The sequence below is a fragment of the Pseudooceanicola sp. genome, assembly GCF_041987405.1.
GTDB lineage: Bacteria > Pseudomonadota > Alphaproteobacteria > Rhodobacterales > Rhodobacteraceae > Pseudooceanicola.
Window position 1 is genome coordinate 132,941 of the sequence record NZ_JBHIWR010000006.1, and the last position, 24,239, is coordinate 157,179.

Annotated in this window: 28 protein-coding genes; 13 read left to right on the top strand and 15 right to left on the bottom strand. The window is 66.2% G+C overall.

The features are described 5' to 3' along the window. The first annotated feature begins 3 nt into the window (after window positions 1-3). The 3 genes from ACFC2Y_RS15320 (at window position 4) to ACFC2Y_RS15330 (ending at window position 1,676) form a co-directional block, all read left to right on the top strand. Window positions 4-156: a hypothetical protein gene (locus ACFC2Y_RS15320; protein ID WP_375175443.1), complete on the top strand. Its 153-nt coding sequence runs from the start codon at window positions 4-6 to the stop codon at window positions 154-156. A gap of 84 nt (window positions 157-240) precedes the next feature. After that, window positions 241-1,035 carry an MBL fold metallo-hydrolase gene (locus ACFC2Y_RS15325; RefSeq protein ID WP_375186454.1) on the top strand — a complete coding sequence of 265 codons (795 nt, stop codon included), beginning with the start codon at window positions 241-243 and terminating at the stop codon, window positions 1,033-1,035. Window positions 1,036-1,370: 335 nt separating this feature from the next. Further along, window positions 1,371-1,676 carry a hypothetical protein gene (locus ACFC2Y_RS15330; protein ID WP_375175445.1) on the top strand — a complete coding sequence of 102 codons (306 nt, stop codon included), beginning with the start codon at window positions 1,371-1,373 and terminating at the stop codon, window positions 1,674-1,676. 4 nt (window positions 1,677-1,680) lie between these two features. Here the strand turns inward: ACFC2Y_RS15330 and ACFC2Y_RS15335 are convergent, their stop codons facing one another. Next, on the bottom strand, window positions 1,681-2,127 hold the full coding sequence (locus ACFC2Y_RS15335; protein ID WP_375175576.1) for a low molecular weight protein-tyrosine-phosphatase: 447 nt from the start codon (window positions 2,125-2,127) through the stop codon (window positions 1,681-1,683). A 43-nt stretch (window positions 2,128-2,170) separates the two neighbouring features. Here ACFC2Y_RS15335 and ACFC2Y_RS15340 point away from each other — a divergent pair, with 43 nt between their 5' ends. Continuing rightward, entirely contained in the window at window positions 2,171-2,863 is a 693-nt protein-coding gene (locus ACFC2Y_RS15340; RefSeq protein ID WP_375175446.1) for an NAD-dependent deacylase, read from the top strand. 101 nt (window positions 2,864-2,964) lie between these two features. Here ACFC2Y_RS15340 and ACFC2Y_RS15345 read toward each other — a convergent pair whose 3' ends face one another. The 4 genes from ACFC2Y_RS15345 to meaB all read right to left on the bottom strand — a co-directional run bounded on the left by ACFC2Y_RS15345 (window position 2,965) and on the right by meaB (window position 5,420). Beyond that, entirely contained in the window at window positions 2,965-3,453 is a 489-nt protein-coding gene (locus ACFC2Y_RS15345) for a copper chaperone PCu(A)C (protein ID WP_375175447.1), read from the bottom strand. Between the two features lie 35 nt (window positions 3,454-3,488). After that, a complete protein-coding gene (locus tag ACFC2Y_RS15350) occupies window positions 3,489-3,842 on the bottom strand; it encodes a hypothetical protein (protein ID WP_375175448.1) in 354 nt (117 codons plus the stop codon). A gap of 101 nt (window positions 3,843-3,943) precedes the next feature. After that, window positions 3,944-4,231: a 50S ribosomal protein L28 gene (gene rpmB / locus ACFC2Y_RS15355; RefSeq protein ID WP_375175449.1), complete on the bottom strand. Its 288-nt coding sequence runs from the start codon at window positions 4,229-4,231 to the stop codon at window positions 3,944-3,946. A 211-nt stretch (window positions 4,232-4,442) separates the two neighbouring features. Beyond that, entirely contained in the window at window positions 4,443-5,420 is a 978-nt protein-coding gene (gene meaB / locus ACFC2Y_RS15360) for a methylmalonyl Co-A mutase-associated GTPase MeaB (protein WP_375175450.1), read from the bottom strand. Window positions 5,421-5,853: 433 nt separating this feature from the next. Between meaB and hrpB the strand changes: the two genes are divergently transcribed. Then, window positions 5,854-8,295 carry an ATP-dependent helicase HrpB gene (gene hrpB, locus ACFC2Y_RS15365; RefSeq protein WP_375175451.1) on the top strand — a complete coding sequence of 814 codons (2,442 nt, stop codon included), beginning with the start codon at window positions 5,854-5,856 and terminating at the stop codon, window positions 8,293-8,295. Between the two features lie 268 nt (window positions 8,296-8,563). Here hrpB and argF read toward each other — a convergent pair whose 3' ends face one another. The 3 genes from argF to ACFC2Y_RS15380 all read right to left on the bottom strand — a co-directional run bounded on the left by argF (window position 8,564) and on the right by ACFC2Y_RS15380 (window position 12,626). Further along, entirely contained in the window at window positions 8,564-9,490 is a 927-nt protein-coding gene (argF, locus tag ACFC2Y_RS15370; protein ID WP_375175452.1) for an ornithine carbamoyltransferase, read from the bottom strand. A 97-nt stretch (window positions 9,491-9,587) separates the two neighbouring features. Continuing rightward, window positions 9,588-10,763 carry an aspartate aminotransferase family protein gene (locus tag ACFC2Y_RS15375; protein WP_375175453.1) on the bottom strand — a complete coding sequence of 392 codons (1,176 nt, stop codon included), beginning with the start codon at window positions 10,761-10,763 and terminating at the stop codon, window positions 9,588-9,590. Between the two features lie 396 nt (window positions 10,764-11,159). After that, window positions 11,160-12,626, bottom strand: a complete 1,467-nt coding sequence (locus ACFC2Y_RS15380; RefSeq protein WP_375175454.1) for an MORN repeat-containing protein — start codon at window positions 12,624-12,626, stop codon at window positions 11,160-11,162. A 149-nt stretch (window positions 12,627-12,775) separates the two neighbouring features. Between ACFC2Y_RS15380 and ACFC2Y_RS15385 the strand changes: the two genes are divergently transcribed. Beyond that, window positions 12,776-14,431: an NAD+ synthase gene (locus tag ACFC2Y_RS15385; protein WP_375175455.1), complete on the top strand. Its 1,656-nt coding sequence runs from the start codon at window positions 12,776-12,778 to the stop codon at window positions 14,429-14,431. A gap of 125 nt (window positions 14,432-14,556) precedes the next feature. After that, entirely contained in the window at window positions 14,557-15,042 is a 486-nt protein-coding gene (locus tag ACFC2Y_RS15390; RefSeq protein ID WP_375175456.1) for a flavodoxin family protein, read from the top strand. 280 nt (window positions 15,043-15,322) lie between these two features. Here ACFC2Y_RS15390 and ACFC2Y_RS15395 read toward each other — a convergent pair whose 3' ends face one another. Together ACFC2Y_RS15395 and ACFC2Y_RS15400 are read right to left on the bottom strand one after the other, a co-directional pair. After that, window positions 15,323-15,712 (bottom strand): metallopeptidase family protein, encoded by a 390-nt coding sequence (locus tag ACFC2Y_RS15395; protein WP_375175457.1) that lies wholly within the window; start codon window positions 15,710-15,712, stop codon window positions 15,323-15,325. Window positions 15,713-15,873: 161 nt separating this feature from the next. Continuing rightward, window positions 15,874-16,590: a response regulator gene (locus ACFC2Y_RS15400; protein ID WP_375175458.1), complete on the bottom strand. Its 717-nt coding sequence runs from the start codon at window positions 16,588-16,590 to the stop codon at window positions 15,874-15,876. Window positions 16,591-16,737: 147 nt separating this feature from the next. Between ACFC2Y_RS15400 and mce the strand changes: the two genes are divergently transcribed. Continuing rightward, window positions 16,738-17,142, top strand: coding sequence for a methylmalonyl-CoA epimerase (mce, locus tag ACFC2Y_RS15405; protein WP_375175459.1), 405 nt, complete (start codon window positions 16,738-16,740; stop codon window positions 17,140-17,142). Beyond that, complete coding sequence (locus tag ACFC2Y_RS15410) at window positions 17,142-17,426, top strand: DUF1467 family protein (protein ID WP_375175460.1); 285 nt, start codon at window positions 17,142-17,144, stop codon at window positions 17,424-17,426. Before mce ends, ACFC2Y_RS15410 begins: the two co-directional genes overlap by 1 nt. Window positions 17,427-17,604: 178 nt before the next feature. Here the strand turns inward: ACFC2Y_RS15410 and ACFC2Y_RS15415 are convergent, their stop codons facing one another. From ACFC2Y_RS15415 to ACFC2Y_RS15425, 3 genes are all read right to left on the bottom strand, one after another. Continuing rightward, on the bottom strand, window positions 17,605-18,306 hold the full coding sequence (locus tag ACFC2Y_RS15415; protein WP_375175461.1) for an EI24 domain-containing protein: 702 nt from the start codon (window positions 18,304-18,306) through the stop codon (window positions 17,605-17,607). After that, the gene (locus ACFC2Y_RS15420) at window positions 18,291-18,869 is read right to left on the bottom strand and encodes a nitroreductase (protein WP_375175462.1); all 579 of its coding nucleotides are present in this window, start codon (window positions 18,867-18,869) and stop codon (window positions 18,291-18,293) included. Before ACFC2Y_RS15420 ends, ACFC2Y_RS15415 begins: the two co-directional genes overlap by 16 nt. A gap of 356 nt (window positions 18,870-19,225) precedes the next feature. After that, window positions 19,226-20,344, bottom strand: coding sequence for a class II histone deacetylase (locus ACFC2Y_RS15425; protein WP_375175463.1), 1,119 nt, complete (start codon window positions 20,342-20,344; stop codon window positions 19,226-19,228). A 63-nt stretch (window positions 20,345-20,407) separates the two neighbouring features. Between ACFC2Y_RS15425 and ACFC2Y_RS15430 the strand changes: the two genes are divergently transcribed. Then, window positions 20,408-20,671, top strand: coding sequence for a DUF167 domain-containing protein (locus ACFC2Y_RS15430; RefSeq protein ID WP_375175464.1), 264 nt, complete (start codon window positions 20,408-20,410; stop codon window positions 20,669-20,671). 6 nt (window positions 20,672-20,677) lie between these two features. On the opposite strand, the gene ACFC2Y_RS15435 is transcribed toward ACFC2Y_RS15430, so the two are convergent. Next, window positions 20,678-20,920 carry a hypothetical protein gene (locus tag ACFC2Y_RS15435; RefSeq protein ID WP_375175465.1) on the bottom strand — a complete coding sequence of 81 codons (243 nt, stop codon included), beginning with the start codon at window positions 20,918-20,920 and terminating at the stop codon, window positions 20,678-20,680. A 123-nt stretch (window positions 20,921-21,043) separates the two neighbouring features. Between ACFC2Y_RS15435 and ACFC2Y_RS15440 the strand changes: the two genes are divergently transcribed. The 3 genes from ACFC2Y_RS15440 to ACFC2Y_RS15450 all read left to right on the top strand — a co-directional run bounded on the left by ACFC2Y_RS15440 (window position 21,044) and on the right by ACFC2Y_RS15450 (window position 22,444). Beyond that, window positions 21,044-21,757: a M48 family metallopeptidase gene (locus ACFC2Y_RS15440; protein ID WP_375175466.1), complete on the top strand. Its 714-nt coding sequence runs from the start codon at window positions 21,044-21,046 to the stop codon at window positions 21,755-21,757. Between the two features lie 135 nt (window positions 21,758-21,892). Further along, a complete protein-coding gene (locus ACFC2Y_RS15445; protein WP_375175467.1) occupies window positions 21,893-22,174 on the top strand; it encodes a DUF6455 family protein in 282 nt (93 codons plus the stop codon). A gap of 15 nt (window positions 22,175-22,189) precedes the next feature. After that, window positions 22,190-22,444, top strand: coding sequence for a DUF6455 family protein (locus ACFC2Y_RS15450; protein ID WP_375175468.1), 255 nt, complete (start codon window positions 22,190-22,192; stop codon window positions 22,442-22,444). 344 nt (window positions 22,445-22,788) lie between these two features. On the opposite strand, the gene rimO is transcribed toward ACFC2Y_RS15450, so the two are convergent. Then, entirely contained in the window at window positions 22,789-24,174 is a 1,386-nt protein-coding gene (gene rimO / locus ACFC2Y_RS15455; protein ID WP_375175469.1) for a 30S ribosomal protein S12 methylthiotransferase RimO, read from the bottom strand. Window positions 24,175-24,239: the final 65 nt, after the last annotated feature.

The window sequence follows — 24,239 nt, forward strand, 5'->3', positions numbered from 1 at the left end:
GACATGAACATGGGGTCCTGGACAGCGATCGGGGTAGGCACCGGAACCGCCTTTGGTGTCGCCATGGACAACATCGCTATGGGGGTCGCCCTGGGGGCCGCGATCGGCGTGGCGCTTGGCCTCGCCCTCGGCGGCGGAGGGGGAAACGACGAGTGATCCCCCCGGCGATGACGCATTCGTGAAAGGCCCATCTGCGCCGCCACACTACCCTTCCCGATATCCAAACAGGGAGGGACGACCATGCCGACGAGACGCAAAGTTCTAATGTCCGGATTGATGACGGGCGCCGCAGCCGCCGGAGCCAGCCTCATCCGGCCCTATGCTGCCCTGGCCGAAAGTCACGGCGCCATGGGCGGCGATATGTTCAAGACCGCCAATGGCGAGATCGCGATCCACCCCATTTCTCACGCCTCCTTCGTGATGGAGACACCGGCGGGCGTGATCTACAACGACCCGGTCGGCGGAGCGGAGAAATACGAGGATTATCCTGCCCCGGACCTGATCCTGATCACCCACCACCACGGTGATCACTACGATCAGGCAACGCTCGACGGGCTGTGGCATGACAACGTGACGATGATCGCCAACCCGACGGTCTTTGAAAAGCTGTCCGAGGAGATGAAGGCCAAGACGACCTCCATGTCCAACGGCGACAGCGGCGAGGGCCGCGGCCTGCCGATCGAGGCGATCCCGGCCTACAACCTGACCGAGGACCGTCTGCAGTATCATCCGGAAGGGCGCGACAACGGCTATATCCTATCTGTCGACGGGCTGCGCATCTACATCGCCGGTGACACCGAAGACATCCCCGAAATGCGCGCGTTGACGGATATCGACATCGCCTTTGTCCCCTTCAACCTGCCCTACACCATGGACGAGAGCCAGGCCGCCAGCGCCGTGGCGGAATTCGCCCCCAAGGTCGTCTATCCCTACCACTACCGCGACAGCGATCCGGAGCTTTTCACCCGCCTGCTGAACGAGGCCGGGTCGGAGACAGAGGTTCGGATCGGCGGCTGGTACGGCTCCACGACCTGAAGGGGCACCGGGGGCACCCCGCCCCCGGCCTGCATTGTGGATGCCAAGGGCGACCATCGCTCTGGACAATGACCGCTCTCAAGACCCGACGATAAGTGCCCAAAGCCCGACGGCAACGCCGGGCGGTCTCCCCTCGCCCCGTCGCGACTTCCCCCAAGATCGCACCGCCAATAGGCGGACATTTGCCCGCGCCACATTGCCCCTGTGGAAAAGTTGAAAAATTCGCCGGAGTCAGGCATAAGCACGGCGTTCGCCTATGGCGGACGGGCAAAGAAAACGCAGTAATGGCCGGGGCAAACCCGGTCCGGGGACACAAATCGGGACTTAGGCACGACATGCGCATTTCGATTGTAGCGGCGACCGCCGCGCTTTTCCTTACATCCATACCAGTTCAGGCCGGACCGATCAGCCGCGCCTGCATGGATTCCGACCGCAACGCCCGCAGCTATGCGCTGTGTGGCTGCCTGCAGCAGGTCGCCAACCAGACGCTGGACCGCGGCGATCAACGCCTGGCGGCCAAGATCTTCCGCAAGCCGCAGATGGCACAGGACATCAAGATGTCCGACAGCTCCTCGCATGAGGTTTTCTGGCGGAAATACCAGAACTTCGGCGCCGCCGCGACGCAGAGCTGCTCCTCCTGATCCCTCAGGACCTAAGCAGACCCTCTGCACAGGCCTCGATCAGATCGAGCGCCCCGTCGAAATCGCGCGTGTAGTAGGGGTCAGGCACGGCCTCTGCCCCGCGCTCCGGCGCGAAATCCGTGAAGAGCCGCACCGGCGTGTCCGCCCCGGCGGGCCGATGCGCCTCGACATCGCGCAGGTTGGCCGAATCCATGCAGAGGATCAGGTCGAACCGCGCGAAATCGCCCGCCGTGAATTGCCGCGCGCGCAGGTCCGAGAGGTCGTACCCGCGCCGCCCGGCCGACGCCTGCATCGGACCATAAGGCGCATCGCCCACATGCCAGCCGCCGGTGCCGCAGCTGTCCAGAACCAACCCCGGGTCACGCCCTTCGGCCATGGCCCGCATCACGCCCTCCGCCGCCGGAGAGCGGCAGATATTTCCCAGACAGACAAAGAGGATGCGTTGCGGCACGGCCATGGGCTATCCTTATCCCGGCCAGGCAACAGGAGCAAACATGGAGCAGATCGTCATCCTCACCGGCGCGGGCATCTCCGCCGAAAGCGGCATGGGCACCTTTCGCGGCGCGGGCGGCCTTTGGGAGAACCGCCGGGTGGAGGAGGTCGCAACCCCAGAAGGCTTTGCCGCCGATCCCGCCCTCGTCCACGCCTTCTACAACGCTCGCCGCCAAAAGGCCGCCCGGGTCGAAGCCAACGCTGCCCATCAGGCCATCGCCCGGCTGCAACGCGACTTTCCCGGCCTTGTCACGCTGGTGACGCAGAACGTCGATGCCCTGCATGAAAAGGGCGGCTCGGAGCAGGTGCTGCATATGCATGGCCGCCTCGCCGGGGCTCTCTGCGCGACCTGCGGTCACAGATGGGATGCCCCCGTCGAAATGCAGCCCGGCCATCCCTGCCCCGCCTGCACAGCGCCCGAAGCCCGGCCCGATGTCGTCTGGTTCGGCGAGATGCCCTATCACATGGAGGAGATCTTCGAGGCGCTGTCGGCCTGCACGATTTTCGCCGCCATCGGCACCTCCGGCAATGTCTACCCGGCGGCGGGCTTCGTGCAGGAGGCGAACCGCGCAGGGGCCCATACGGTGGAGATCAACCTGGAGCCCTCCGCCGTCGTGTCGGACTTTGCCGAAACCCGCTTCGGCCCTGCCACACAGACCGTCCCCGCATGGGTGGCGGAACTGCTGTCAAACTGACCCGCCTGCCCCGGCCCCGCGCCGGGGCCCCTCTCCGATACACGCAGAGGAGACCCGTGGGAGGTCCCGGCGCGGGGGCCGGGACACAGCCGAAGGTCTGCTCAGTTCGAGTGCTTCATCTTGGAGTGGTCCATCGACCCATGGTCCATACCGCCCTGCCGCTCCAGATCGACCGGCACCTCGACGGTGATCTCCCCGGCCTTTTCAAAGACTAGAGTGACCGGGATCGTCATGCCCTGTTCGAAGGTGGTGGTCAGCCCCATGAACATCACATGATCGCCCCCGCGTTGCAGCAGATGGGACTCTCCCGCAGCGACGACGATGCCGCCGTCGACTTCGCGCATCTTCATCACGCCATCGGCGCCTTCGATATGAGTGTGCAATTCGACCCGCTTGGCCACATCTGCGCGGGCGGCGATCAGGCGGTCGTCCTCATCCCCGGTGTTCTTGATCTCCATGAAGGCCGCACCGGCCATCGCCGTCGGACCGGAGGACCGGGCATAGGCGTCGTGGATCATGATTTCGGCCCAGGCGGCAGAGGTCAGGGCAAGGGTGGAAAGCCCGGCAAGGGCAAAAGTACGGAATGTCATGTCGTGTCCTTTGATCTGAGTGTTTCCTGCGAAAGTCAGATGACGGACGGCGGCCCCCGCGCCAGTGCCCCCGGCAGATCCAGCGAGCGTGCCGTGATGCTGATCGGCCGGGCCCGCAGGATGGAGATCGCCAGATCGACCGGCAGGGCAAGCGCCCCCGGCGTGTCCAGGGCGAGAATCAGCGATAGTGCGAAATCCGGGCAGTAGACGGGCGCGCCTGTCGGTTGCCCCTCCGCATCCACATACACCATGACCGGGCCGGAGCCGGTGCAGAGTTCCACCTGCCCGGACGGTCCGGGCGCCGCATGAGCTACGGCCGCTGCCTGTCCGGTCAGGACGATCAGCAGGCTCAGGACCCAGGCCCAGATATGACGGCGCAAAAGGCTCATGCCCCCTCGCTACGCCGCTTTGCGGGAAAAGGGAATTGCGACAAACGGAAACAGCCCCGTCCCTATACAGGAACGGGGCTGCGAAATCCGTCGCGGAAAGATCAGGCCTCGGCCTGGGTCTTTGCGATTTCTTTTTTGACTTTCAGTGCGTTGGCGGACAGCTCGCTGTCTTTCGCCTTGGCCAGGAACTTGTCCAGGCCACCGCGGTGATCCACGGTGCGCAGGGCTGCGGCGGAAATACGCAGCTTGATGTTGCGGCCAAGCGCTTCGGAGCGCAGGGACACGTCATTCAGGTTCGGCAGAAACCGGCGGCGGGTTTTGTTGTTGGCATGGCTGACATTGTTGCCAGTCATCGGGCCTTTACCGGTCAGTTCGCAGCGGCGCGACATGGGGTCACTCCTCGTCTCATCTGTCGGGGCGAAGGGTCGCGCCCACTTTCGGAAAACAAATGGGCACAGCCTTTGCGGGCGTGCCCCCAATTCAGTTCGGGCCTGATACGCGCCTTCCCGCGACTCGTCAAGACCCGCTACCGCGCTTTTGGCACCTGCTCCGGAACGGCCCCCGACCGGCCCTTTCATTTTTGTCCAAATACGCCCGGCATTACCGGTTCAGCCGGTCCAGCATCTCTTCCGAGGCCGCCGTCGCCGTCATCTCCCCGGACGCCACGGCCTCCGCCAGCCGCGCCATCTCTTCCCGCGCACCAGGGGCCTCCAGCCGGGCCAGCAACCCCTGCTTCACATCCTCGCCGAACCAGTAACGCGCCTGCTCCGCACGCCGCGCTTCAAAGAGCCCCGCCTCGCGCCGCCAGGCGGTCAGCGCCTGCATCTCCTCCCAGGCCTTGTCCAGCCCGGTTTCCTCCACCGCCGAGACGGTCATCGCCTTGGGGAACCCCTCCGGGTCCTGCGGCCGTTTGCGCAGCAGACGCAGCGCGCCCGCGTAATCCGCACAGGTCCGGGTCGCGGTGGATTTCAGCTCTCCATCCGCCTTGTTGACCAGAATCATATCCGCGATTTCCATGATCCCGCGTTTGACACCCTGCAACTCGTCGCCCCCCGCCGGGGCCAGCAGCAGCAGGAAAAGGTCCGTCATCTCGGCCACCATGGTCTCCGACTGGCCGACGCCGACGGTCTCCACCAGAACCACGTCAAACCCCGCCGCCTCGCATAGCGCCACCGCCTCGCGCGAGCGGCGCGCGACGCCGCCCAGCTGGCTTTGCGAGGGCGAGGGCCGGATATAGGCCAGCGGGTCGCGCGACAGCCGCTCCATCCGGGTCTTGTCGCCCAGGATAGAGCCGCCTGACCGGGCCGAGGAGGGATCGACCGCCAGAACCGCCACCCTCAGTCCGCGCGCGGTCAGCATCATGCCGAAGGCCTCGATAAAGGTGGATTTGCCAACCCCCGGCGTCCCGGATAGCCCGACCCGTAGCGCCTGCGGCCCGTCACGTCGCGCCAGCGTCTCCAGCAGCTCCACCGCCTGCCCCCGGTGATCGGCTCGCCCCGATTCCACCAGCGTGATCGCCCGCGCAAGGCTCCGTCGGTCACCCGATGCGATCTTGTCAGCCAGCGCTGCGATGTCCATGCGGTCCCCCGTCTGATCCGTCCCGATGTATGCCCCGCCCCCCGGCGGGCGGCAACCCGGTTGGGGGAGGGACGCTACAGGGGATGGCAGAATGAAACGTCCTTCGGCAAAACACGAATGGATCGGCGGCTACGACGAAGCACCCCTCCTTCTGACCGCTGGCTCCAACCAATGCCTTTTCGAAGCGTCGACCAAGGGTCCCGCCCGGCGGCACGCCGGGCAGCGCCGACCCGCCCCCATGGGGCGGCGCTTTCGCGCCACCCCGCGGGTCTATGCTGCCCTATGCAATACACACCAATCTTGGATCCAGATTGCGGAAGCCAATGCGCCGCCCTCAGTGCGTTCGCACGCCGCCAAAATCACATGCCTTCATTCAGCCCATCAGCCCGCAACCCATCTGGCATCCGCCCCCACAATCCCCGATAAGACCGCCATGAGCCGCACGCCCCTGCCCATTGACGACGCCCTGCCCGGGCTGATCACCGCCCTGAGCGACCATGGCCGCGCCGTCCTGCAGGCCCCGCCCGGCGCGGGCAAGACGACGCGGGTGCCACTCGCCATGCTGGAGGCCGGGCTGACCGGCAAGAAGATCGTCATGCTGGAACCCCGCCGCCTGGCCGCGCGCGCCGCCGCCGACCGGATGGCCACCACCCTGGGGGAGGAGACGGGCCAGACCGTCGGCTACCGCATCCGGGGCGAGGCCAGGACCTCCAAATCCACGCGGATCGAGGTGGTGACCGAAGGCATCCTCACCCGGATGATCCAGTCCGACCCCGAACTGACCGGCATCGGCGCGGTGATCTTCGACGAATTCCACGAACGTTCGCTCAACGCCGACCTCGGCCTTGCCCTGTCGCTGGAGATCGCCGGTGCGCTGCGCGATGACCTGCTCCTGCTGGCCATGTCCGCCACCCTCGACGCCGCGCCGGTGGCCGCGCTGATGGAGGCGCCGATCCTGACCTCGGAGGGGCGCGCCTTTCCGGTCGACATCCGCTACCTGGACCGCCCCGCGCCCAGGGACGCGCGCATCGACCAGATCACCGCCGAGGCCGTCCTCGCGGCCCTGCCGGAGACCGACGGCGGCATCCTCGTCTTCCTCCCCGGGGAGGGCGAAATCCGCCGCACCGAGGCCCGCCTCAAGGACCGCCTGCCAAAGGACACCCACCTCCACACGCTCTTCGGAGCGATGCCCCTGCCCGCGCAACGCGCCGCGATCCGCCCGGCGGAAAAGGGCCGCAAGATTGTCCTCGCCACCTCCATCGCCGAAACCTCGCTCACCATCGAGGACGTGCGCGTGGTCATCGACGCGGGCCGCGCCCGCCGCGCCCGCTTTGATCCCGGCTCCGGCATGTCGCGGCTGGTCACCGAACGCGTCTCGAAGGCCGAGGCGACACAGCGCGCGGGCCGCGCAGGCCGGGTGGCCGAGGGCACCTGCTATCGACTCTGGACGAAGGGGGAGGACGGCGCCCTGCCCGCCTTCGCCCCGCCGGAGATCGAGACGGCGGACCTCGCCCCCCTCGCCCTCGACCTCGCGCAATGGGGCGCGGGGCCGGAAGGCGTGCCGCTGCTGACCCCGCCCAACCCCGGCACCTATGCGGAGGCGCAGGCCCTGCTGACCGACCTCGGCGCGCTGGATGAGGCGGGGTTGATCACCGACCATGGCCGCGCCCTCGCCCGCCTGCCGACCCATCCCCGCCTGGCCAATATGCTGGCTCGTGCCGGAAAACAGGCGGCGCCCCTTGCCGCCCTCCTGGCCGACCGCGATCCCCTGCCGCGCAGCGCCCCCACGGATCTGACCCTGCGGATCGAGGCGCTGACCGACCTGCGCCGCTACAGCGACCGCCACCCCTGGCAGCCGGACCGCGGCGCCCTCGCCCGCATCCGCGAAGAGGCCCGGCGCCTCGCCCGCCTCGCCCCCGACGCGCCCGACATGCCGCTGGCCGAGATGGCCGCCCTCGCCTATCCCGACCGCATCGGCCAGCGCCGCAAGGGCGATCAGCCGCGCTATGTCCTGTCGGGCGGCAAGGGTGCGGTCCTGCCCGAGGGCGACACCCTGTCGGGCGCCCCCTTTCTCGTCGCCACCGACCTCGACGGCGACCCGCGCGAGGCAAGGATCCGCCAGGCCGTGCAGATCAGCGCCACTGAGATCCGCGCCGTCTTCCCCGACCGCACCGCCTGGATCGACAGTTGCGCCTGGTCGAAACGCAACCGCCGCGTCGTGGCCCGTCAGCAGGAAAGACTGGGGGCCGCCGTCCTGGACGACCGGATCTGGAAGGACGCCCCGCCGGAGGCCGTGGCCGAGGCGATGCTGGACGGGGTGCGCGATCTGGGCCTGACGATCTCCGACAAGGCGCGGCTCTTCCTCGCCCGGGCCAGGCTGGCCGGGGCCGATGCGGGTCTGCCTGCCTTTGACGATGACACGCTGATGGCAGAGCTGGAGGACTGGCTGCTGCCATACCTGCAGGGGGTGAAGGACGCGGCGGGCTGGCGGAAATTCGACATCCTGCCTGCGCTCAAGGCCCGGCTCGACTGGGGTCAGAGCCAAACACTCGACCGTCTCGCCCCCGCCTCCTTCACCACGCCCTTGGGCCGCAGGATCCCGATCGACTATGCCTCTGACCCGCCGGAAATATCGCTGCGATTACAGGAGCTTTTCGGCCAGACCACGCATCCGGTGGTGGGCCGGACGCCCCTCAAGGTCACGCTGCTGTCGCCTGCCGGGCGGCCGATCCAGACCACCGCCGACCTGCCCGGCTTCTGGGCGGGCAGCTATTCCGACGTGCGCAAGGACATGCGCGCGCAATACCCCAAACACCCCTGGCCCGAGGACCCCACACAGGCCGATCCGACGCTCAGGGCGAAACCGCGGCGGTAAACACCGCCGCGCCCCGGCCGCCGCGCCGGGGCCTCGCTGGTGCAGGGCGGGTCACCGCACCCGAATGCCCCGCTGGACCAGAGCGGCCCCGGCGCGGGGGCCGGGGCGTGGCGACCCGGACAGCGCTCCAACCGATCCGCAAGCCCCGTCCTGCCCCGGCCTCGCGCCGGGGCCTCCCCGACGTACGCCGTGTCACCACACCCGAACGCCCCGCTGGAACAAAGCGGCCCCGGCGCGGGGGCCGGGGCATGGCGGGGCTTCGGCGCCTCTAGGCCTCCAGGCACCAGCGCATCACGGCTTTCTGCGCATGGAGCCGGTTCTCAGCCTCGTCGAAGATCACCGATTGCGGGCCGTCCATGACCGACGAGGTCACCTCCTCCTCGCGATGCGCGGGCAGGCAGTGCATGAAGAGCGCGTCTTTCCCCGCCGCCTCCATCAGCCGGTCATTGACCTGGTAGGCGCGCAGCAGGTTGTGCCGCCGCTCGCGCGAGGACTGCGCGTCATGCATCGACACCCAGGTGTCCGCGACCACGAGGTCCGCGCCGTCGACCCCCCGCCAGGGGTCGCGCTGGATCGTGAAATCAACCCCGGCATCCCGCGCCATGTCCACGAACTCGCGATCCGGGTCCAGCTGCTGCGGCCCACAAAAGGTCAGCGAGAAGTCGAACTGCTGCGCTGCGTGCAGGAAGGAGGCAAAGACATTGTTGCCGTCGCCCATCCAGACCACCTTTTTGCCCTGGATCGGGCCGCGATGTTCCTCGAATGTCATGACATCCGCCATGATCTGGCAGGGGTGGGTCCGGTCGGTCAGCCCGTTGATGACGGGAACGGAGGCATACTCCGCCATCTCCTGCAGCACGGATTCATCGAAGGTCCGGATCATGATCATGTCGACATAGCGCGACAGCACCCGGGCGGTGTCTGCGATCGTTTCGCCATGGCCCAGCTGCATGTCCTGTCCGGAAAGAACCATCGTCTGGCCGCCCATCTGGCGCACACCCACGTCGAAGGACACGCGCGTCCGGGTCGAGGGTTTTTCAAAGATCAGTGCGACCATGCGGCCGTCGAGGGGCAGCTCGTCATCCGGCGCGCCCTTGGGCCGTCCGGCACGGGCGTCCTTCATCTGACGGGCGTCGTCGATCATCTGCCTGAGGTCGGATTGTGTGGTGGTGTGAATGTCGAGAAAATGGTTCATCGGTCGGTCCTGTGGCGGGTCGGGGGAGAGGGGCTCTGCCCCTCCCGCGGCCATTTGCGATGGCCGCGACCCCGGAGTATTTCTGGCAAGATGAAGATCAGCCCCTGGCGATCTGTTTCGCGGTCCTGTCGAGGCGGGCGATGGCTTCGGCGATTTCATCCTCCGAGAGCGTCAGCGCGGGCAGCAGGCGTACGACATTGTCGGCGGCGGGCACCGTGATCAATTCCTCCGCATAGCCTGCCTTGACGAAATCCGCCGGGGCCACCTTGGTTTTCAGCCCGAGGATGAAGCCCTGCCCCCGCACCTCTTCGAAGACATCGGGGTTGTCAGCGACCAGCCCTTCGAGCTTCTGACGCAGGGTCGAGGCCTTGCGCCGCACCTCGTCGAGGAAGCCTTCTTCGGTGATGGCGGAGACCACCGCCAGCCCCACGGCACAGCCAAGCGGGTTGCCGCCATAGGTCGAGCCATGTGTGCCTGCGACCATGCCCGAGGCCGCATCCTCGGTCGCCAGCACCGCGCCGAGGGGGAAGCCCCCGCCGATGCCCTTGGCCACCAACATAACGTCGGGTGTCACCCCCGCCCATTCATGGGCAAAGAGCCGCCCAGACCGCCCCATGCCGCACTGGATCTCGTCCAGGACCAGCAGCGTGCCGGTCTCGTCGCAGAGTTTGCGGATCGCCTTCATCTGATCGTCGGGCAGCACATGGATACCGCCCTCGCCCTGGATCGGTTCGATCAGGATGGCGGCGGTCTTGTCGGTCACGGCGGCCTTCAGCGCCTCCATGTCGCCGAAGGGCAGCTGTTTGAACCCCGGCAGCAGCGGCCCGAAGCCCTTGACCATCTTTTCGGTCGGTGCGGCGGCAATGGCGGCGGAGGAGCGGCCGTGAAAAGCGCCGGTGAAGGTGAGGATCTCCACCCGGTCCGGCTGGCTCTTTTCGTACCAGTACTTGCGCACCATCTTAACGCCCAGCTCGGTCGCTTCCGTGCCCGAGTTGGTGAAGAAGACCGTATCGGCAAAGGTCGCATCCACCAGCTTGTCGGCCAGCGCCTGCTGCTGCGGGATCTCGTAGAGGTTCGAGACATGCCAGAGCTTCTGCGCCTGATTGACCAGAGCATCCACCACCACCGGGTTGGAATGGCCAAGCGCGGCGACGGCGATACCGGAGCCGAGGTCGAGGAAACGACGCCCGTCCTCCTCTATCAGCCAGGAGCCTTCGCCCTTCACGAAATGAAGGGGCGCACGGGAATAGGTCGGCAGAACGGACGGGATCATCGCGTTATCCTCTTATACAGGAAGCCCTGAGGAAGCATAAGCCCCGGGGCAAAGTCAACAATCTAGGGGTATGATGCGCCCAATGGCGCGGACAGGCAGGCGGGACGTCAGGCGCGGGTGCGTCGGCGTCGGATCGAAGGGATATGGGCCAGCCTTGTCATGCGGGTCTCTTAGCGGGTTGTCGTGGCGAAGGGAAGCGGCATTTGACAGGCGGCTCGTGTAGATAAACCGCTGTCTCCAGCGGATTTACGGGCCTGGGCGACGCTAGAGACCTGTCATCCCCGGGCTTGACCTGAAGATCTCCCTGTCAAGCGCTGCTCGCTTCGGCAGGAGACCCTCGGGGCAAGCCCGAGGGTGACGGTTAAACCGCGAACGGCGTGATTGAAGGGGAACCCCCTATTCCGACGCGGCCTGCGCCCCGTCTTCGGTGGCGCCATCCTCGGTCGCCTCGCCTTCCTCGGCCCTGAGCGCCCCGTTGACCCAGTCGCCCTCTTCCTGCTCGCCCGAGACATATTTCATTACGCCCTGCCCCTGGCGGCGACCGGCCTCGAAGTAGCCTTCGTAGACATCGCCGTTGGCATAGGTCGCAACCCCCTGCCCGGTGATCTCTCCGTCTTCCCAGCCGCCGGTATAGGTGAAGCCGTCGGGCATGGTGATCGTGCCCTGCCCATGCCGCTCGCCACCGACAAAGTCGCCCTTGTAGATGGTGCCGTCGGGATAGGTCGCCTTGCCCTCGCCCTGGCGTTCGCCACCGACCCACTGGCCCTCGTACCGGTAGCCGTCGGGGTAGGTCATCACGCCGTACCCCTCGTTCTGCGCCGCCACGAACTCGCCCTCATAGGTCAGCCCGCTCGGATAGGTGGCCAGACCCTTGCCGTCGATCAAACCGTCCTTCCACTGGCCCTCGTAGGTGGCCCCGTCCGGATAGGTGATCTTGCCGATGCCGTTCGCCAGGTCATCGCGGAACTCTCCCTCATAGACCGACCCGTCCGGATAGGTCACGCGGCCCATCCCCTCGATCTTGCCGCGCACCCAGTCGCCTGCGAAAATATAGCCGTCGGTCCCGGTGAAGCGTCCCTGGCCATGGCGCATGTCATCGGCAAAATCGCCCTCGTAGACATCGCCGTTGGCATAGGTGACCTTGCCCCGGCCCTCGCGCCGCCCCTCGACCAGCGCGCCTTCGTAGACATCGCCATTGGGCTGGGTCAGCGTGCCGATCCCGTCGATCTGCCCGTTCTGCCAGGTGCCCTCGTAGATCAGCCCGTCCGGCATGGTCAGCTTGCCCTGCCCTTCGCGCGCGCCGCGCACGATCTGGCCGACATAAACGGCGCCGTCAGGATAGGTGATCGTGCCCTGGCCCTCCTTGACGCCATTGACCCATTCGCCGTCATAGACATAGCCGCCGGGCGCGGTCATCACGCCCTTGCCGTGATGCATCGCGTTGAAGAACTCGCCCTCGTAGCTGGTGCCATTGGCGTAATGCGCGACACCCCGGCCGTTGATCTTGCCCTCGTCCCAGTCGCCCTCATAGGTGCCGCCATCGGAAAAGGTGATCTTGCCCACGCCCTGCGGCTTGCCCTTGGCAAATTCGCCTTCGTAGACCGAGCCATTGGGAAACTTGGCGATGCCGCGGCCGCGGATCTCGCCCTCGACCCAGTCGCCGGTGTATTCGTAGCCATTGGGCAACGTATAGGTGCCGGTGCCATGCTGCAGCCCGTCCTTGAACGTGCCCTCATAGACGCCGCCGTCGTCATATTGCTTGGTCTGGACCTCCTGCGCCTGCGCAGCGGTCGCCAGTGCCAAGGACATTGCAAATGCCGTACCGGATAGAAGCCTTCCAAAGGACTGTCGCGTCATGGTCATGTTCTCTCCCTGCCCCGGTATCTTTGCGCACCGGGCCGCGGAAAACCTATTCGCCGACACCCCGCGCCGCAATGCCTTTCGCCCAAATCACCTTTCCCTCACGAACACGTGCCGGTAAGCAGGCGCAAGGATAGACGAAAAGGCCCCATATGACCGACCGCTTCCGCATCACGCTGGCCCAGTTGAACCCGACCGTGGGCGATATCGCGGGCAATGCCGCGAAGGCCCGCGACGCCTGGATCCGGGGCAAGGAGGCCGACGCAGATCTGGTCGCCCTGCCGGAGATGTTCATCACCGGCTACCAGACCCAGGACCTGATCGAGAAACCGATTTTTCACCAGACCGCCATCGCCGCGATCGAACAACTGGCCCAGGACTGTGCCGACGGCCCCAGCCTGGCGATCGGCGGCCCCGCGCTGGAAGGCGCCGGGCTCTACAATGCCTATTACATCCTGACCGGCGGCAAGATCGTCAGCCGGATCCTCAAGCACAACCTGCCAAACGAGACGGTCTTTGACGAGGTGCGCCTGTACGACAGTGGTCCCCTGGGCGGGCCCTATTCGGTCGGCAACACCCGCATCGGCAGCCCGATCTGCGAAGACGCCTGGCACCCGGACGTACCGGAAACCCTGGCCGAAACTGGGGCGGAGTTCCTGTTGGTGCCCAATGGATCGCCCTATTATCGTGGCAAGATGGACACCCGTTACAACCACATGGTCGCGCGGGTGGTCGAAACCGGGCTGCCGCTGATCTATCTGAACATGGTGGGCGGACAGGATGACCAGGTCTTCGACGGCGGCACCTTCGGGCTGAACCCCGGCGGCAAGATGGCCTTTCACATGCCCGTCTTCGACGCGCAGATCGCCCATATCGACCTGACCCGCAACGCCGAGGGCTGGCAGATCGAGCCGGGCGAGATGGCCCATATGCCCGACGCCTGGGAACAGGATTACCGCGCCATGGTCCAGTCCCTGCGCGACTATTGCGGCAAGACGGGCTTCGGCAAGGTGCTGCTCGGCCTGTCGGGCGGGATCGACAGCGCCATCGTGGCCACCATCGCCGCCGATGCCCTGGGGCCGGAGAACGTGCGTTGTGTCATGCTGCCGTCCGAATACACGTCCGAGCACTCGCTGGAGGACGCCAAGGCCGTGGCGGAGAACCTCGGCTGTCGCTACGACTTCGTCCCGATTTCGCAGGGGCGGCAGGCGATCACCGACACGCTCGCCCCGCTCTTCGAAGGCACGAAGCCCGATGTGACCGAGGAAAACATCCAGTCCCGCCTGCGCGGGCTACTGCTCATGGCGCTGTCGAACAAGTTCGGGGAAATGCTGCTGACCACCGGCAACAAGTCCGAGGTCGCCGTCGGATACGCCACGATCTACGGCGACATGGCGGGCGGCTACAACCCGATCAAGGATCTCTACAAGACCCGTGTCTTCGAACAATGCCGCTGGCGCAACGCCAACCACCGCGACTGGATGATGGGCCCGGCGGGAGAGGTCATCCCCGACCGCATCATCACCAAGCCCCCCTCGGCCGAACTGCGCGAGGACCAGAAGGACAGCGATTCCCTGCCCGATTATCCGGTTCTGGACGCGATCCTGGAAATCCTCGTGGACCTGGAAGGTTCGGTGGAGGACTGCGTCGCCGCAGGCTATGACCGCGCCGATGCCAAACGCGTGGAGCATCTGATTTACATCAGCGAATACAAACGCTTCCAGTCCGCCCCCGGCACCCGCCTGACCAAACGCGCCTTCTGGCTGGACCGCCGCTACCCGATCGTGAACCGCTGGCGGGACGGCTGAGCCATGCCCCGGCCCCCGCGCCGGGGCCGCCGCCCTGGCAAGCACAGCCCCGCTGTGGTCCCGGGGCCAGCCCGGGACACGGACCGGTTGCTGACATCCCCTCCCCGGACCCCTATCATCCGCCCATGCCCCGCCTTCTCATCGTTTACCACTCCTTCACCGACGGCACCCGCCAGATGGCCGAAGCCGCCCATGCCGCCGCGCAGCCCGAGGTCGACACCACCCTCCTCACCGCTGCCGAGGCCGGGCCCGACGACCTCCTTTCAAACGACGGCTATCTCTTTGCCGCACCGGAAAACCTCGCCGCCATCGCGGGCGTGATGAAGGACTTCTACGACCGCTGCTACTACCCCGCCCTCGGCCGGATCGAGGGCCGCCCCTATGCCCAGATGGTCTGCGCCGGATCCGACGGCGAAAACGCCGCCCGCCAGACCGCGCGGATCGCCCAGGGCTGGCGCTTGCGCGAAGTCCAGGCGCCGCTGATCATCTGCACCCATGCGCAGAGCCCCGAGGCGATCCTGGCGAAGAAGACGATCCCCGAAGACGACCTCGACCTTTGCCGCGAGTTGGGTGCCGCCCTTGGCGCGGGCTTGGCCATGGGGGCCTTCTGACGGGCGGTACATTGAGTGTGCCAAACCTGCGCAACGGCGGTCAGTCGCGATCTTGGCCAAACCTGCTGTTTCCGCGCGAAACTTGTCCAGAAGAGCGCCAGACTTTCATCGCCGACCTCCGCCCCCCGTGATTGTAGGACATCGCGCCGTCAATACCCCGCCGCGCCGCTTACCCTGCCGCGCCGCTGCGCGAGCGCCGCGACCCGACCGAAGCCCCGCACGCACCATCAGGGCGCGACGACGCCGAGGTAACAGGTCGCAGCCTGGCCCACATCGCCCGCTATTCCCACCACTGGTCGATCGTGGCGATATCCTCATCCGACCAGCCAAAATGATGCGCAAACTCATGCACCGTGACATGGGCGATCAGATCCTCCAGCGCCACATCGCCCCGGTCCCGCCATTCCGCCAGAATGGGACGACGAAACAGCCAGACCGTATCCGGCTCGCCCGACGGATCCCAAAGGTGCTTTTCCGTCAGGGGGATACCCTCGTAAAGCCCCGTCAACTCCAGCGGGTCCCCCATATGGAGGTCGGAGAGCACTTCCGCCTCCGGCATCTCCGCCACCAGAAGCCGCACCGCGCGCGCGTGGCGCCGGAACGGGTCGGGCAATTCCTCCACCACACGGCGGGCCACAGCCATGAAGGCATCGAGAGACTGATCTTCCATCCGCCGGATATGACCTGTCACGGGGCGGGCGACAAGCCTCGGCGATCATGCGGCTGGGCTGGATCAGAGGCGCCTACGACGGCGAACCACGCAGTCTTTAACAGGCAATGGCATTCACAGGCTCACGACATCAGACCCGGCAACGCCACGGCCTTGCGCCCTCAAATGGTCACACGCTCCCCGATGCGGTCCTGGACAAGCCCGACAAGCCGCCGAACCTGGGCCACGCTCGGCCCGTCGCAGGTTCGGTCCCGTCGCAGTGAGTCTACCGCGTCAAGCAGCACGTCATCCCGCGCCGCCCGCGCCACCCCGCTGAGGAACTGGGTCACATAGCCGACGGTCCGGTCATCCACCCCCTGCCCCAGCTTGCGCGCGATCGCGGCCATGTCATCGCGATAGGCCAGCGCATCGGGGCGCACATCCTCCGGATCGACGACCCGGGGCCCGATAGGCCGCCGGTCTTCGGGCAGTTGGCGCAAGATCTCCGACTGGAACTTGGCCAGTTTGCGGATCGGTTTGAGGAGGAACCCATCCGCCCCGGCCTCCCGCGCCGCGTCGCGCCACCTGTCCTCGCCCGACATGGCCATCAGCACATCGACCCGCGGCGTGGCGCGTGTCATTTCCGAGATCAGGTCAAGCCCCGATCCGTCTGGCAGCCCCACATCCACGATCAGCGCCGTGGGCCGGTAGACCTGCAGATGTCGTCGCGCCGAGGTGAGGCAGTCCGCACGGCGGATCCGCGCGCCCGATCGGACACACATCAGGCGCATCGCCTCGCTGGCGTAGCGGCTGTCCTCCACCACGAGGATTGTCATCCCCAATAGCGGGCGCGTCGGCGTTGGAACGTGGTCTCTTGGCAGCAGTTCCTGGTCGTCCATCCGGGTCTCCTTTCTGGAATTCATACCCCTTGCGATCAGGCTAGGCGGCGAATCTGAAAAGGACGTTAACGCACCGCGTCCCCGTGTCCCGCTTGCGCCTTGCGCCACGGCACAGCATATAACGCCAAACCAACGAGGAGAGCCGCCATGATCGGACGTCTGAACCATGTCGCCATCGCCGTCCCCGACCTCCAGGCCGCGGCGGACCAATACCGCAATGCCCTGGGCGCCAAGGTCGGAGCGCCGCAGGACGAACCCGATCACGGCGTGACCGTGATCTTCATCGAACTGCCGAACACCAAGATTGAACTGCTCTACCCGCTCGGCGAGGGCTCGCCGATCCAGGGGTTTCTGGACAAGAACCCTTCGGGCGGCATCCATCACGTCTGCTACGAGGTCGACGACATTATCGCCGCCCGCGATCACCTGAAATCCACCGGCGCGCGCGTGCTGGGCGACGGCAACCCCAAGATCGGCGCCCATGGCAAGCCGGTGCTCTTCCTGCATCCGAAGGATTTCAACGGCTGCCTCGTGGAGCTGGAGCAGGTCTGATGGGCCCCACCTCCGCCCTCGTCCTCTTTGCGGTCATCTGGTTCATGACCCTGCTCTGCGTCGCGCCGATCCGGCTCAAGACGCAGCAGGATCTGGGCAAGGTGACGCCGGGCACGCAATCCGGTTCGCCCGAGGTGCATCACCTCAAGGCGAAACTCTGGATCACCACGGGGATCTCGGTGGTGCTCTTCGTGATCATCGGCGGGATCATCGTCTCCGGCTGGATCACGGTCGAGGATCTCGACTGGTTCAATCGCATGGAAGATCGCTACCCGGACAACTGACCTGTCGCCCCCGGCGACAGGTCATCCCGGACCTGATCCGGGATCTCCCGCCCCGAGCCCATTCGCCTGCCACGGCCTCCCCGGACTTGATCCGGGGTATCCAGTCACACGAAGGAAAAAGTGTCAGGAGATCCTCGGGTCGAGCCCGAAGATGACGCCCCCCAAGCACAATAAGCCTCTATCGCCGGTCCAGCCGGTGGTAGATATGCGTGAAGGTCGCCGCGCCGATAATCGGGATCAGCAGGTTCACCAGCGGCACAGACAGCGGCATCGCCATCAGGATACCGGCCACCCAGATCGTCAGGAAATGCTTCTGCCGCAGCCGCTTGGCCCCCTCGCGCCCGACACGGCGCATGGCGGCCAGGGTGAAATACTCCCGCCCCAGGAGAAATCCGTTCATCCCCCAGAAGATGAAGAGCGCGAAGGGCGCGAAGAAGGCATAGATCACCAGGGCCAGCAGGTTGGCCACGACGATCACCCCCAGAAAACCGATCGAGTCGATCACTGCATCCCCGAAGGGTACCCGCTCCGCCGGGGGGAGCGCGGGGTAATGGCGCGCCTCCACCGCATCGGCCACGTCATCGAGAAACATCGAGGTGATCGCCGAGGCCACCGGCACCATCAGAAAGACCGACAGGATCAGCATGACGCCGAGCGAGGACCAGGTCAGTAGGTCATTCAGCCAGGTCACCTCGCCGACCAGCGGCAGGGTCGCCTCCTCTCCCACGCTCCACTGCAGGAAGCCGAGGAAGGCAGCGTAGACCGCCACAAGCAGCGCCACGGTCAGCACCAGACCAAAAAGCAGCACCCGGCGAAACCGCGGATCGCCCAACTGGCCGAGCGCCGCGAAAAAGGAGGAGAAAATTACGCCGAAAGCCACGTCGTGATCCCCTTCACATCCGGGCGCTGCCGCTCTGCCGGGGTGGAGGCGAAACTGCCGATGTGCACGATCCCGGCCACGGTTTCGCCGGGAGTCAGGCCCAGCCCCTCCTCGACAAAGCCCCGGTCGAAGGAAATCCAGCCGGTCACCCAGCCCGCCCCCCAGCCAGAGGCCAGCGCGGCATTCACCAGGCTCAGACAGACCGCGCCAGCAGACAACGATTGCTCGTAAGGCGGCACCTTGGCGGCCTCCACCGGGCTTTCCACGACGACCACCGCCAGGTTGCCCCGGTCGAACTGCCCGCGCCCCTTGGCGACGGTTTCGTCATCCTTGCCAAGGGCCCGCCCTCGCGCCTCCGCCAGATCGGCCAGCCGCGCCATCGCCGGTTTCTCAATCACCAGGAACCGCCAGGGCACCAGCCCCCCGTGATCGGGCGAGCGGGCGGCATAGGTCAGCAGTTCCTCGACCTCGTCCCGGGAAGGCACGGGCGAGGTCAGCAGCTTGGGCGGATGCGAGCGGCGGGTGGCAAGAAATTCGAGGGCGGCCTGGTTCTTCTGGGGCATGGGGTCTCCGTTTGTCCTGGCGTTATGTCGGCGCTGGCGGACGAAGGGTCAAGAGGTCCGCACCCTCGGTCGCGTAGCGCCACACCGTAGGAAAGCCGCCATTTTACGCAAAAATGTCCGGGAGAACCCAGATCATAACGCTTCGGCACCTAATCAGACGCACGATGTTCGCCGCAGGAGGAACCATGACGCCGGCCAATCCGACCCAGAGTATCGCGCACAAGCTGCGCATCACCGATGCGGACATCCGCGAACGCGAAGCGCTGCTCGGGAGGACAGCGGCGGACGAGGTCAACCTGGCCAGACACCGTCCGGCCTTTGAACCGCAGGTGGATGGCCGCGCTCGCGCCCCTCGCTCAACCGGGCCAGCCCGTGCCGAACACCTTGGCCATGCCGCCGATCAGCCCGCCGAAAAAGGCATCCATCTGCCCATTGGGCTGTCGTGCCGCCACGGTCGCCGCCATCGGGTCTTCCGCCACATGTGACGACCCGGACAACACCTCCAGCACGCGATGCCCGCAGAAGGGCACATAGGCCTCGGAGTAGCCGCCCTCATGCACCAGCAGCAGCCGCCCGTCGCAGAGCCGCTCTGCCGATCGCTTGATCTGGCGGGTCATCTCGCCAAAGGTTTCCGCCGTGCAGAGCATCCGCGCGATCGGGTCGAAGATCCCCGCGTCAAAGCCGCAGGCGACGATGATCACGTCCGGATCGAACCGCTCCAGCGTAGGTTGGATGATCCTCTCCATCACCTCCAGATAGGCGTTGTGACCCGCACCGGGCGGCAGCGGGATGTTCATGTTGAACCCCTCCCCCCGTCCGCGCCCCCGGTCGGAGGTATCGCCGGTGTCCAGCGGATAGTTCTTCTCCTGGTGCACCGAGATCGTCATCACATCGTCGCGGTCGTAATAGATGTGCTCCGTCCCGTTGCCGTGGTGCACATCCCAGTCCACCACCGCCACACGGCCCGCCAGCCCCTCGGCCTGCGCGGCCTCGATGGCGATGGCGATATTGGCCAGAAGGCAGAACCCGTTGGGCCAGTCCGGCAGGCAATGATGCCCCGGCGGGCGCGACAGGGCATAGGCGTTGTCGACCCGCCCCCGCATCACATCCAGCAGCGCCTGTTTCGCCAGCCCGGCCGACAGCGCGGCGATCTCGTAGCCATCCTTGGCAAAAGGGGTGCGCAGGCCCAACTCGCCGCCGCCCGCATCGGACATGGACTTGAACTTGTCCAGATAGGAGGCCGGGTGCACCCGCAGCAGATCCTCGCGACTGGCGGCATCGGCAGAGGTCATCATCAGATCCCGCGTGATCCCCGTGACCTCCATCAGGTTACGCAGACGACGCTTGGTTTCCGGGCTCTCCGGGATGCCGCCCGCGGCCAGGGGCTGCACCAGACCACCAAGCGGCAGGGTCAGCGCGTAATTGCCCCCCGCGTGCCAGAAACACCTCTCGTCCCAGTAGAACCCTGTCGTCATGCTTGTTCCTCCGCCTCTCCCGCGCGACAGTGGCCTGCCCGGGGACACACCGCAAGAGGACCCATGTCAAAGGATCTGCCCGATCTCAGCCACCTTGCCACGCCGGGGACGGAGATCGAGGTGCGCGTGACCCCGAAGGCCGCCCGCGACCGGATCACCCACGACGACACCGGCCTGCGCGTCTACACGACCACCGTGCCGGAGGATGGCAAGGCCAATGCGGCTGTGATCAAACTGCTGGCCAAGGCGCTCGGCCTGCCGAAAAGCCGACTGACCCTCATCCGCGGACAGACCGGCCGGGACAAGCTGTTTCGCATCCTGGGGTGAGGCAGGTCAGTCCTGTTTCGACGGGATCAGTGTATAGCTGCCTTCCGGCAGGTTCATCGCCGCCGCGAGATCGCGAAGCTGAGCCATGGACAGGGTGATCTTCTGCACATTGTCCAGACGCGCGTCGTATTGTTCCACGGTGACGCATTCCGCGAAGGCATTGATCGACACATCCTCCTGCAACGGCGCATCGCCGTCGTCGACCAGGGTGATGATGGTGGAATCAAACTCGTGCTCGATGGTGAACATGGGAGGAGCCTAGCGTGATCCCCATGAGGTGCAAGCGCCGAAGCCCGCCGCGACGTCACGGACGATGTTGCATATTGCCAGCCGCCTGCGAATGCCGATAGGTCAAAGGGCAAAGGGGTGCCAATGAACCGTTCCGTCTCTCTCAAAACGCTGCTTCTGCCGCTGCTGATCGCCTTGGCGGGCTGCGACGTCCCCGTGCCGGGCGGGACCGCCCCGGCAGACCGCACGCCGCCGCCCCTGACCACGCCCGACGCCCGGGCGGCTGCGGACCGTTTCGTCCGCGTCGCCAACCGTGTCGAACCCGCCGCCGAAAACCAGTGCCGACGCACGGCCCCCGACCTCAACTGCGATTTCAACATCGTCGTGGATGACGATCCGAACGCCCCGATCAATGCCTTTCAGCTGCGCGACAAGACCGGTCGCCCGGTGATCGTGGTGACGGTGCCGATGCTCACCTATGTCCGCAATGATGACGAAATGGCCTTTGTCCTGGCTCATGAGGCGGCACATCACATCGCCCGCCACCTGGATCGCCGCCAGCAGGCGACAGAGGCCAGCGCCCTGATCTTTGCCACCGCCGCCGCGCGGGGCGGGGCCTCGGGCGCGGCGTTGGAAACCGCCGCGCGGGTTGGCGCGGTGCTCGGCTCCCGCGTCTATGCAAAGGATTACGAGCTCGAGGCCGATGCCATCGGCGCCCGCATCGCGCGCTCCGCCGGGTTCGACGCGATCAACGGCGCGCGCTATTTCGAACGCTCGCCCGATCCCGGCAACCGCTTCCTCGGCACGCATCCGCCCAATGCCAACCGGGTCGAAGCCGTCCGCGCTGCCCTGCGCTGACCCGCAGGCCCCGGTCCTTCCCGCTACGTGCCATCGGACCGGAGTTTGATCCGGATCAAAGTCGGACTCGATTCGGCCCTGTAGGTCTTTCCTCGAACCACAACGGGCGGCACCGGCCGCAGGGAAGGATCGACAATGGCGGCATTGGGCCCGGCACTGGGTGACGTGACAGACCACCTGCAGCTAGTCCGGCGCATGGCGCGGGCCAGCGGCAGCGATCTGGCCGAAGCCATGCTGGAGGGCCAGCTGACCAGTGCCGACTGGTCGCAGATGGTCACCAATTGCCGCGCCTGCATCTCTGTCGAAAGCTGCCGCGCTCGTCTGGCGCAGCTCGAGATGACCTCAGACCGGGCGAACGCCCCGAACTATTGCGAGAACCGCGCGAGTTTTGACCGGCTGGCCCGGCACCCCGCGTAACAAAAGGACCGAACCATGGGCTTCTTCCGCCGCATCGAACAACGCGAACCGCTCTTCCGCGGGATGGCCGACCGTCTGGGCGTTGATTTCGGACGCTGGATATCGACCTGTCCGGACCATGCGGGCGACTATCGCACCGCGGTTCTCAGCTGCATGGCCTGCACTTCCGAAGGGTCCTGCCAGGACTGGCAGTCGCGAACCGACCGCGCGGCACAGGCCCCCAACTATTGCCGCAACCGCCGCATGCTGGACGCCCTGGCAAAGGCATAGGTTTCGGGACGGAATACCGGATCAGGAGACACGTGGCCGTTCGGGGGAATGGCGCCGCGTGGGGCAGTCTCCGACCCGGTCAGGCGCCGGCGCATCAAAGGGGACAATGCGTCGGCGTCTTATTTTATTGAACTCCGCTTGCGCCCCGGCCCCGCGCCGGGGCCGCTCGCATTCGAGGGCGCCGCGGGGTTGGCTGGCATGCAGCAATAACAAGGCGGTCCCGGCGCGGGGCCGGGACAGACGTTCCATCCATGCCCCGGCCCCCGTGCCGGGGCCTCTTCCAGCAAAAGCGCAAGCACCGGAAACCAAGGGGTCCCGGCGCGAGGCCGGGATATGGGCGTCGGTCAGACCCGCCGTCCCCAGAGGTCATACTCGCTGGCCTCGTCCACCTCGACCGTGACGAAATCACCCGGCGCCAGCCCCTCCGTCCGCTCGTCGATGAAGAGATTGCCGTCGATCTCCGGCGCATCCGCCTTGGTCCGGCAGATGGCCACGCCATCCTCGTCGATCTCGTCGACGATCACCTGTTGCAGCGTGCCGACCTTGGCCGCCAGCTTCGCCTCGGAGATCGCCTGGGCCTTCTCCATGAAGCGGTCCCATCTGTCCTGCTTGACCTCCGGCGCGACGTGATCGGGCAGATCGTTCGACCGTGCCCCTGCGACGTTCTCGTACTGAAAGCACCCGACGCGATCCAGCTGCGCCTCGTCCATCCAGTCAAGCAGGGTCTGAAACTCCGCCTCCGTCTCGCCGGGATAACCAACGATGAAGGTCGAGCGCAGGGTGATGTCCGGACAGATATCCCGCCACTCAGCAATCCGGTCCAGCGTCTTTTCGGCAGCCGCCGGGCGGGCCATCCGGCGCAGGGTGTCGGGATGGGCGTGTTGGAACGGAATGTCGAGATATGGTAAGATACCCCCCTCGTTCATGAGGGGTATCAGGTCTTTTACGTGCGGATATGGATAGACGTAGTGCAGCCGCACCCAGGCGCCAAGCTGCCCCAATTCGCGCGCAAGGTCGGTCACATGGGCCCGCACCTCCCGTTCTTTCCAGGGGCTGGTGTCATGCCGCCGGTCCACCCCGTAGGCCGAGGTATCTTGGCTGATCACCAGCAGTTCCTTCACACCCGCCTCGACCAGTTTCTCGGCCTCCCGCAGCACCGCGTGGACGGGGCGCGAGGCCAGCCGCCCACGCATGTCCGGAATGATGCAGAACTTGCACTTGTGATTGCAGCCTTCTGAAATCTTCAGATAGCTGTAGTGCCGCGGCGTGAGCGAGACGCCCGAGGCGGGCAGCAGGTCGATGAAGGGATCGGGCGACGGCGGCACCGCCCCGTGCACCGCGTCCAGCACCTGCTCGTATTGATGCGGTCCGGTCACCGCCAGCACCTTGGGGTGCACGCCGGTGATATACTCCGGCTCCGCCCCCAGACAGCCCGTCACGATGACCTTGCCGTTTTCCTTCAGCGCCTCGCCGATCGCCTCCAGGCTCTCGGCCTTGGCTGAATCGAGGAACCCGCAAGTGTTCACGATCACCGCCGCGGCCCCGGCATAGTCGGGCGAAATCGCATAGCCCTCGGCCCGCAGACGGGTCAGGATACGTTCACTGTCCACCAGCGCCTTGGGACAGCCAAGCGAAACCATCCCGATGGCGGGCTGCCCCTCGCGGCGCGACTCGTCGAAACGCGGGGCCGGGGCAAGATCGGGGCGAAGGGTCGGTGGATTCTGGGACATCCCGCCGCCTATACGCGCTTGCCGGTTTTTTGCAACTGTCAGAGTCGTGATCCGGGCGGCCACGC

Coding starts and splice junctions, on each gene's coding strand:
- ACFC2Y_RS15320 (WP_375175443.1), top strand. CDS start 4: ATGAACATGGGGTCCTGGACAGCGATCGGGGTAGGCACCGGAACCGCC.
- ACFC2Y_RS15325 (WP_375186454.1), top strand. CDS start 241: ATGCCGACGAGACGCAAAGTTCTAATGTCCGGATTGATGACGGGCGCC.
- ACFC2Y_RS15330 (WP_375175445.1), top strand. CDS start 1,371: ATGCGCATTTCGATTGTAGCGGCGACCGCCGCGCTTTTCCTTACATCC.
- ACFC2Y_RS15340 (WP_375175446.1), top strand. CDS start 2,171: ATGGAGCAGATCGTCATCCTCACCGGCGCGGGCATCTCCGCCGAAAGC.
- ACFC2Y_RS15345 (WP_375175447.1), bottom strand. CDS start 3,453: ATGACATTCCGTACTTTTGCCCTTGCCGGGCTTTCCACCCTTGCCCTG.
- ACFC2Y_RS15350 (WP_375175448.1), bottom strand. CDS start 3,842: ATGAGCCTTTTGCGCCGTCATATCTGGGCCTGGGTCCTGAGCCTGCTG.
- rpmB (WP_375175449.1), bottom strand. CDS start 4,231: ATGTCGCGCCGCTGCGAACTGACCGGTAAAGGCCCGATGACTGGCAAC.
- meaB (WP_375175450.1), bottom strand. CDS start 5,420: ATGGACATCGCAGCGCTGGCTGACAAGATCGCATCGGGTGACCGACGG.
- hrpB (WP_375175451.1), top strand. CDS start 5,854: ATGAGCCGCACGCCCCTGCCCATTGACGACGCCCTGCCCGGGCTGATC.
- argF (WP_375175452.1), bottom strand. CDS start 9,490: ATGAACCATTTTCTCGACATTCACACCACCACACAATCCGACCTCAGG.
- ACFC2Y_RS15375 (WP_375175453.1), bottom strand. CDS start 10,763: ATGATCCCGTCCGTTCTGCCGACCTATTCCCGTGCGCCCCTTCATTTC.
- ACFC2Y_RS15380 (WP_375175454.1), bottom strand. CDS start 12,626: ATGACCATGACGCGACAGTCCTTTGGAAGGCTTCTATCCGGTACGGCA.
- ACFC2Y_RS15385 (WP_375175455.1), top strand. CDS start 12,776: ATGACCGACCGCTTCCGCATCACGCTGGCCCAGTTGAACCCGACCGTG.
- ACFC2Y_RS15390 (WP_375175456.1), top strand. CDS start 14,557: ATGCCCCGCCTTCTCATCGTTTACCACTCCTTCACCGACGGCACCCGC.
- ACFC2Y_RS15395 (WP_375175457.1), bottom strand. CDS start 15,712: ATGGAAGATCAGTCTCTCGATGCCTTCATGGCTGTGGCCCGCCGTGTG.
- ACFC2Y_RS15400 (WP_375175458.1), bottom strand. CDS start 16,590: ATGGACGACCAGGAACTGCTGCCAAGAGACCACGTTCCAACGCCGACG.
- mce (WP_375175459.1), top strand. CDS start 16,738: ATGATCGGACGTCTGAACCATGTCGCCATCGCCGTCCCCGACCTCCAG.
- ACFC2Y_RS15410 (WP_375175460.1), top strand. CDS start 17,142: ATGGGCCCCACCTCCGCCCTCGTCCTCTTTGCGGTCATCTGGTTCATG.
- ACFC2Y_RS15420 (WP_375175462.1), bottom strand. CDS start 18,869: ATGCCCCAGAAGAACCAGGCCGCCCTCGAATTTCTTGCCACCCGCCGC.
- ACFC2Y_RS15425 (WP_375175463.1), bottom strand. CDS start 20,344: ATGACGACAGGGTTCTACTGGGACGAGAGGTGTTTCTGGCACGCGGGG.
- ACFC2Y_RS15430 (WP_375175464.1), top strand. CDS start 20,408: ATGTCAAAGGATCTGCCCGATCTCAGCCACCTTGCCACGCCGGGGACG.
- ACFC2Y_RS15435 (WP_375175465.1), bottom strand. CDS start 20,920: ATGTTCACCATCGAGCACGAGTTTGATTCCACCATCATCACCCTGGTC.
- ACFC2Y_RS15440 (WP_375175466.1), top strand. CDS start 21,044: ATGAACCGTTCCGTCTCTCTCAAAACGCTGCTTCTGCCGCTGCTGATC.
- ACFC2Y_RS15445 (WP_375175467.1), top strand. CDS start 21,893: ATGGCGGCATTGGGCCCGGCACTGGGTGACGTGACAGACCACCTGCAG.
- ACFC2Y_RS15450 (WP_375175468.1), top strand. CDS start 22,190: ATGGGCTTCTTCCGCCGCATCGAACAACGCGAACCGCTCTTCCGCGGG.
- rimO (WP_375175469.1), bottom strand. CDS start 24,174: ATGTCCCAGAATCCACCGACCCTTCGCCCCGATCTTGCCCCGGCCCCG.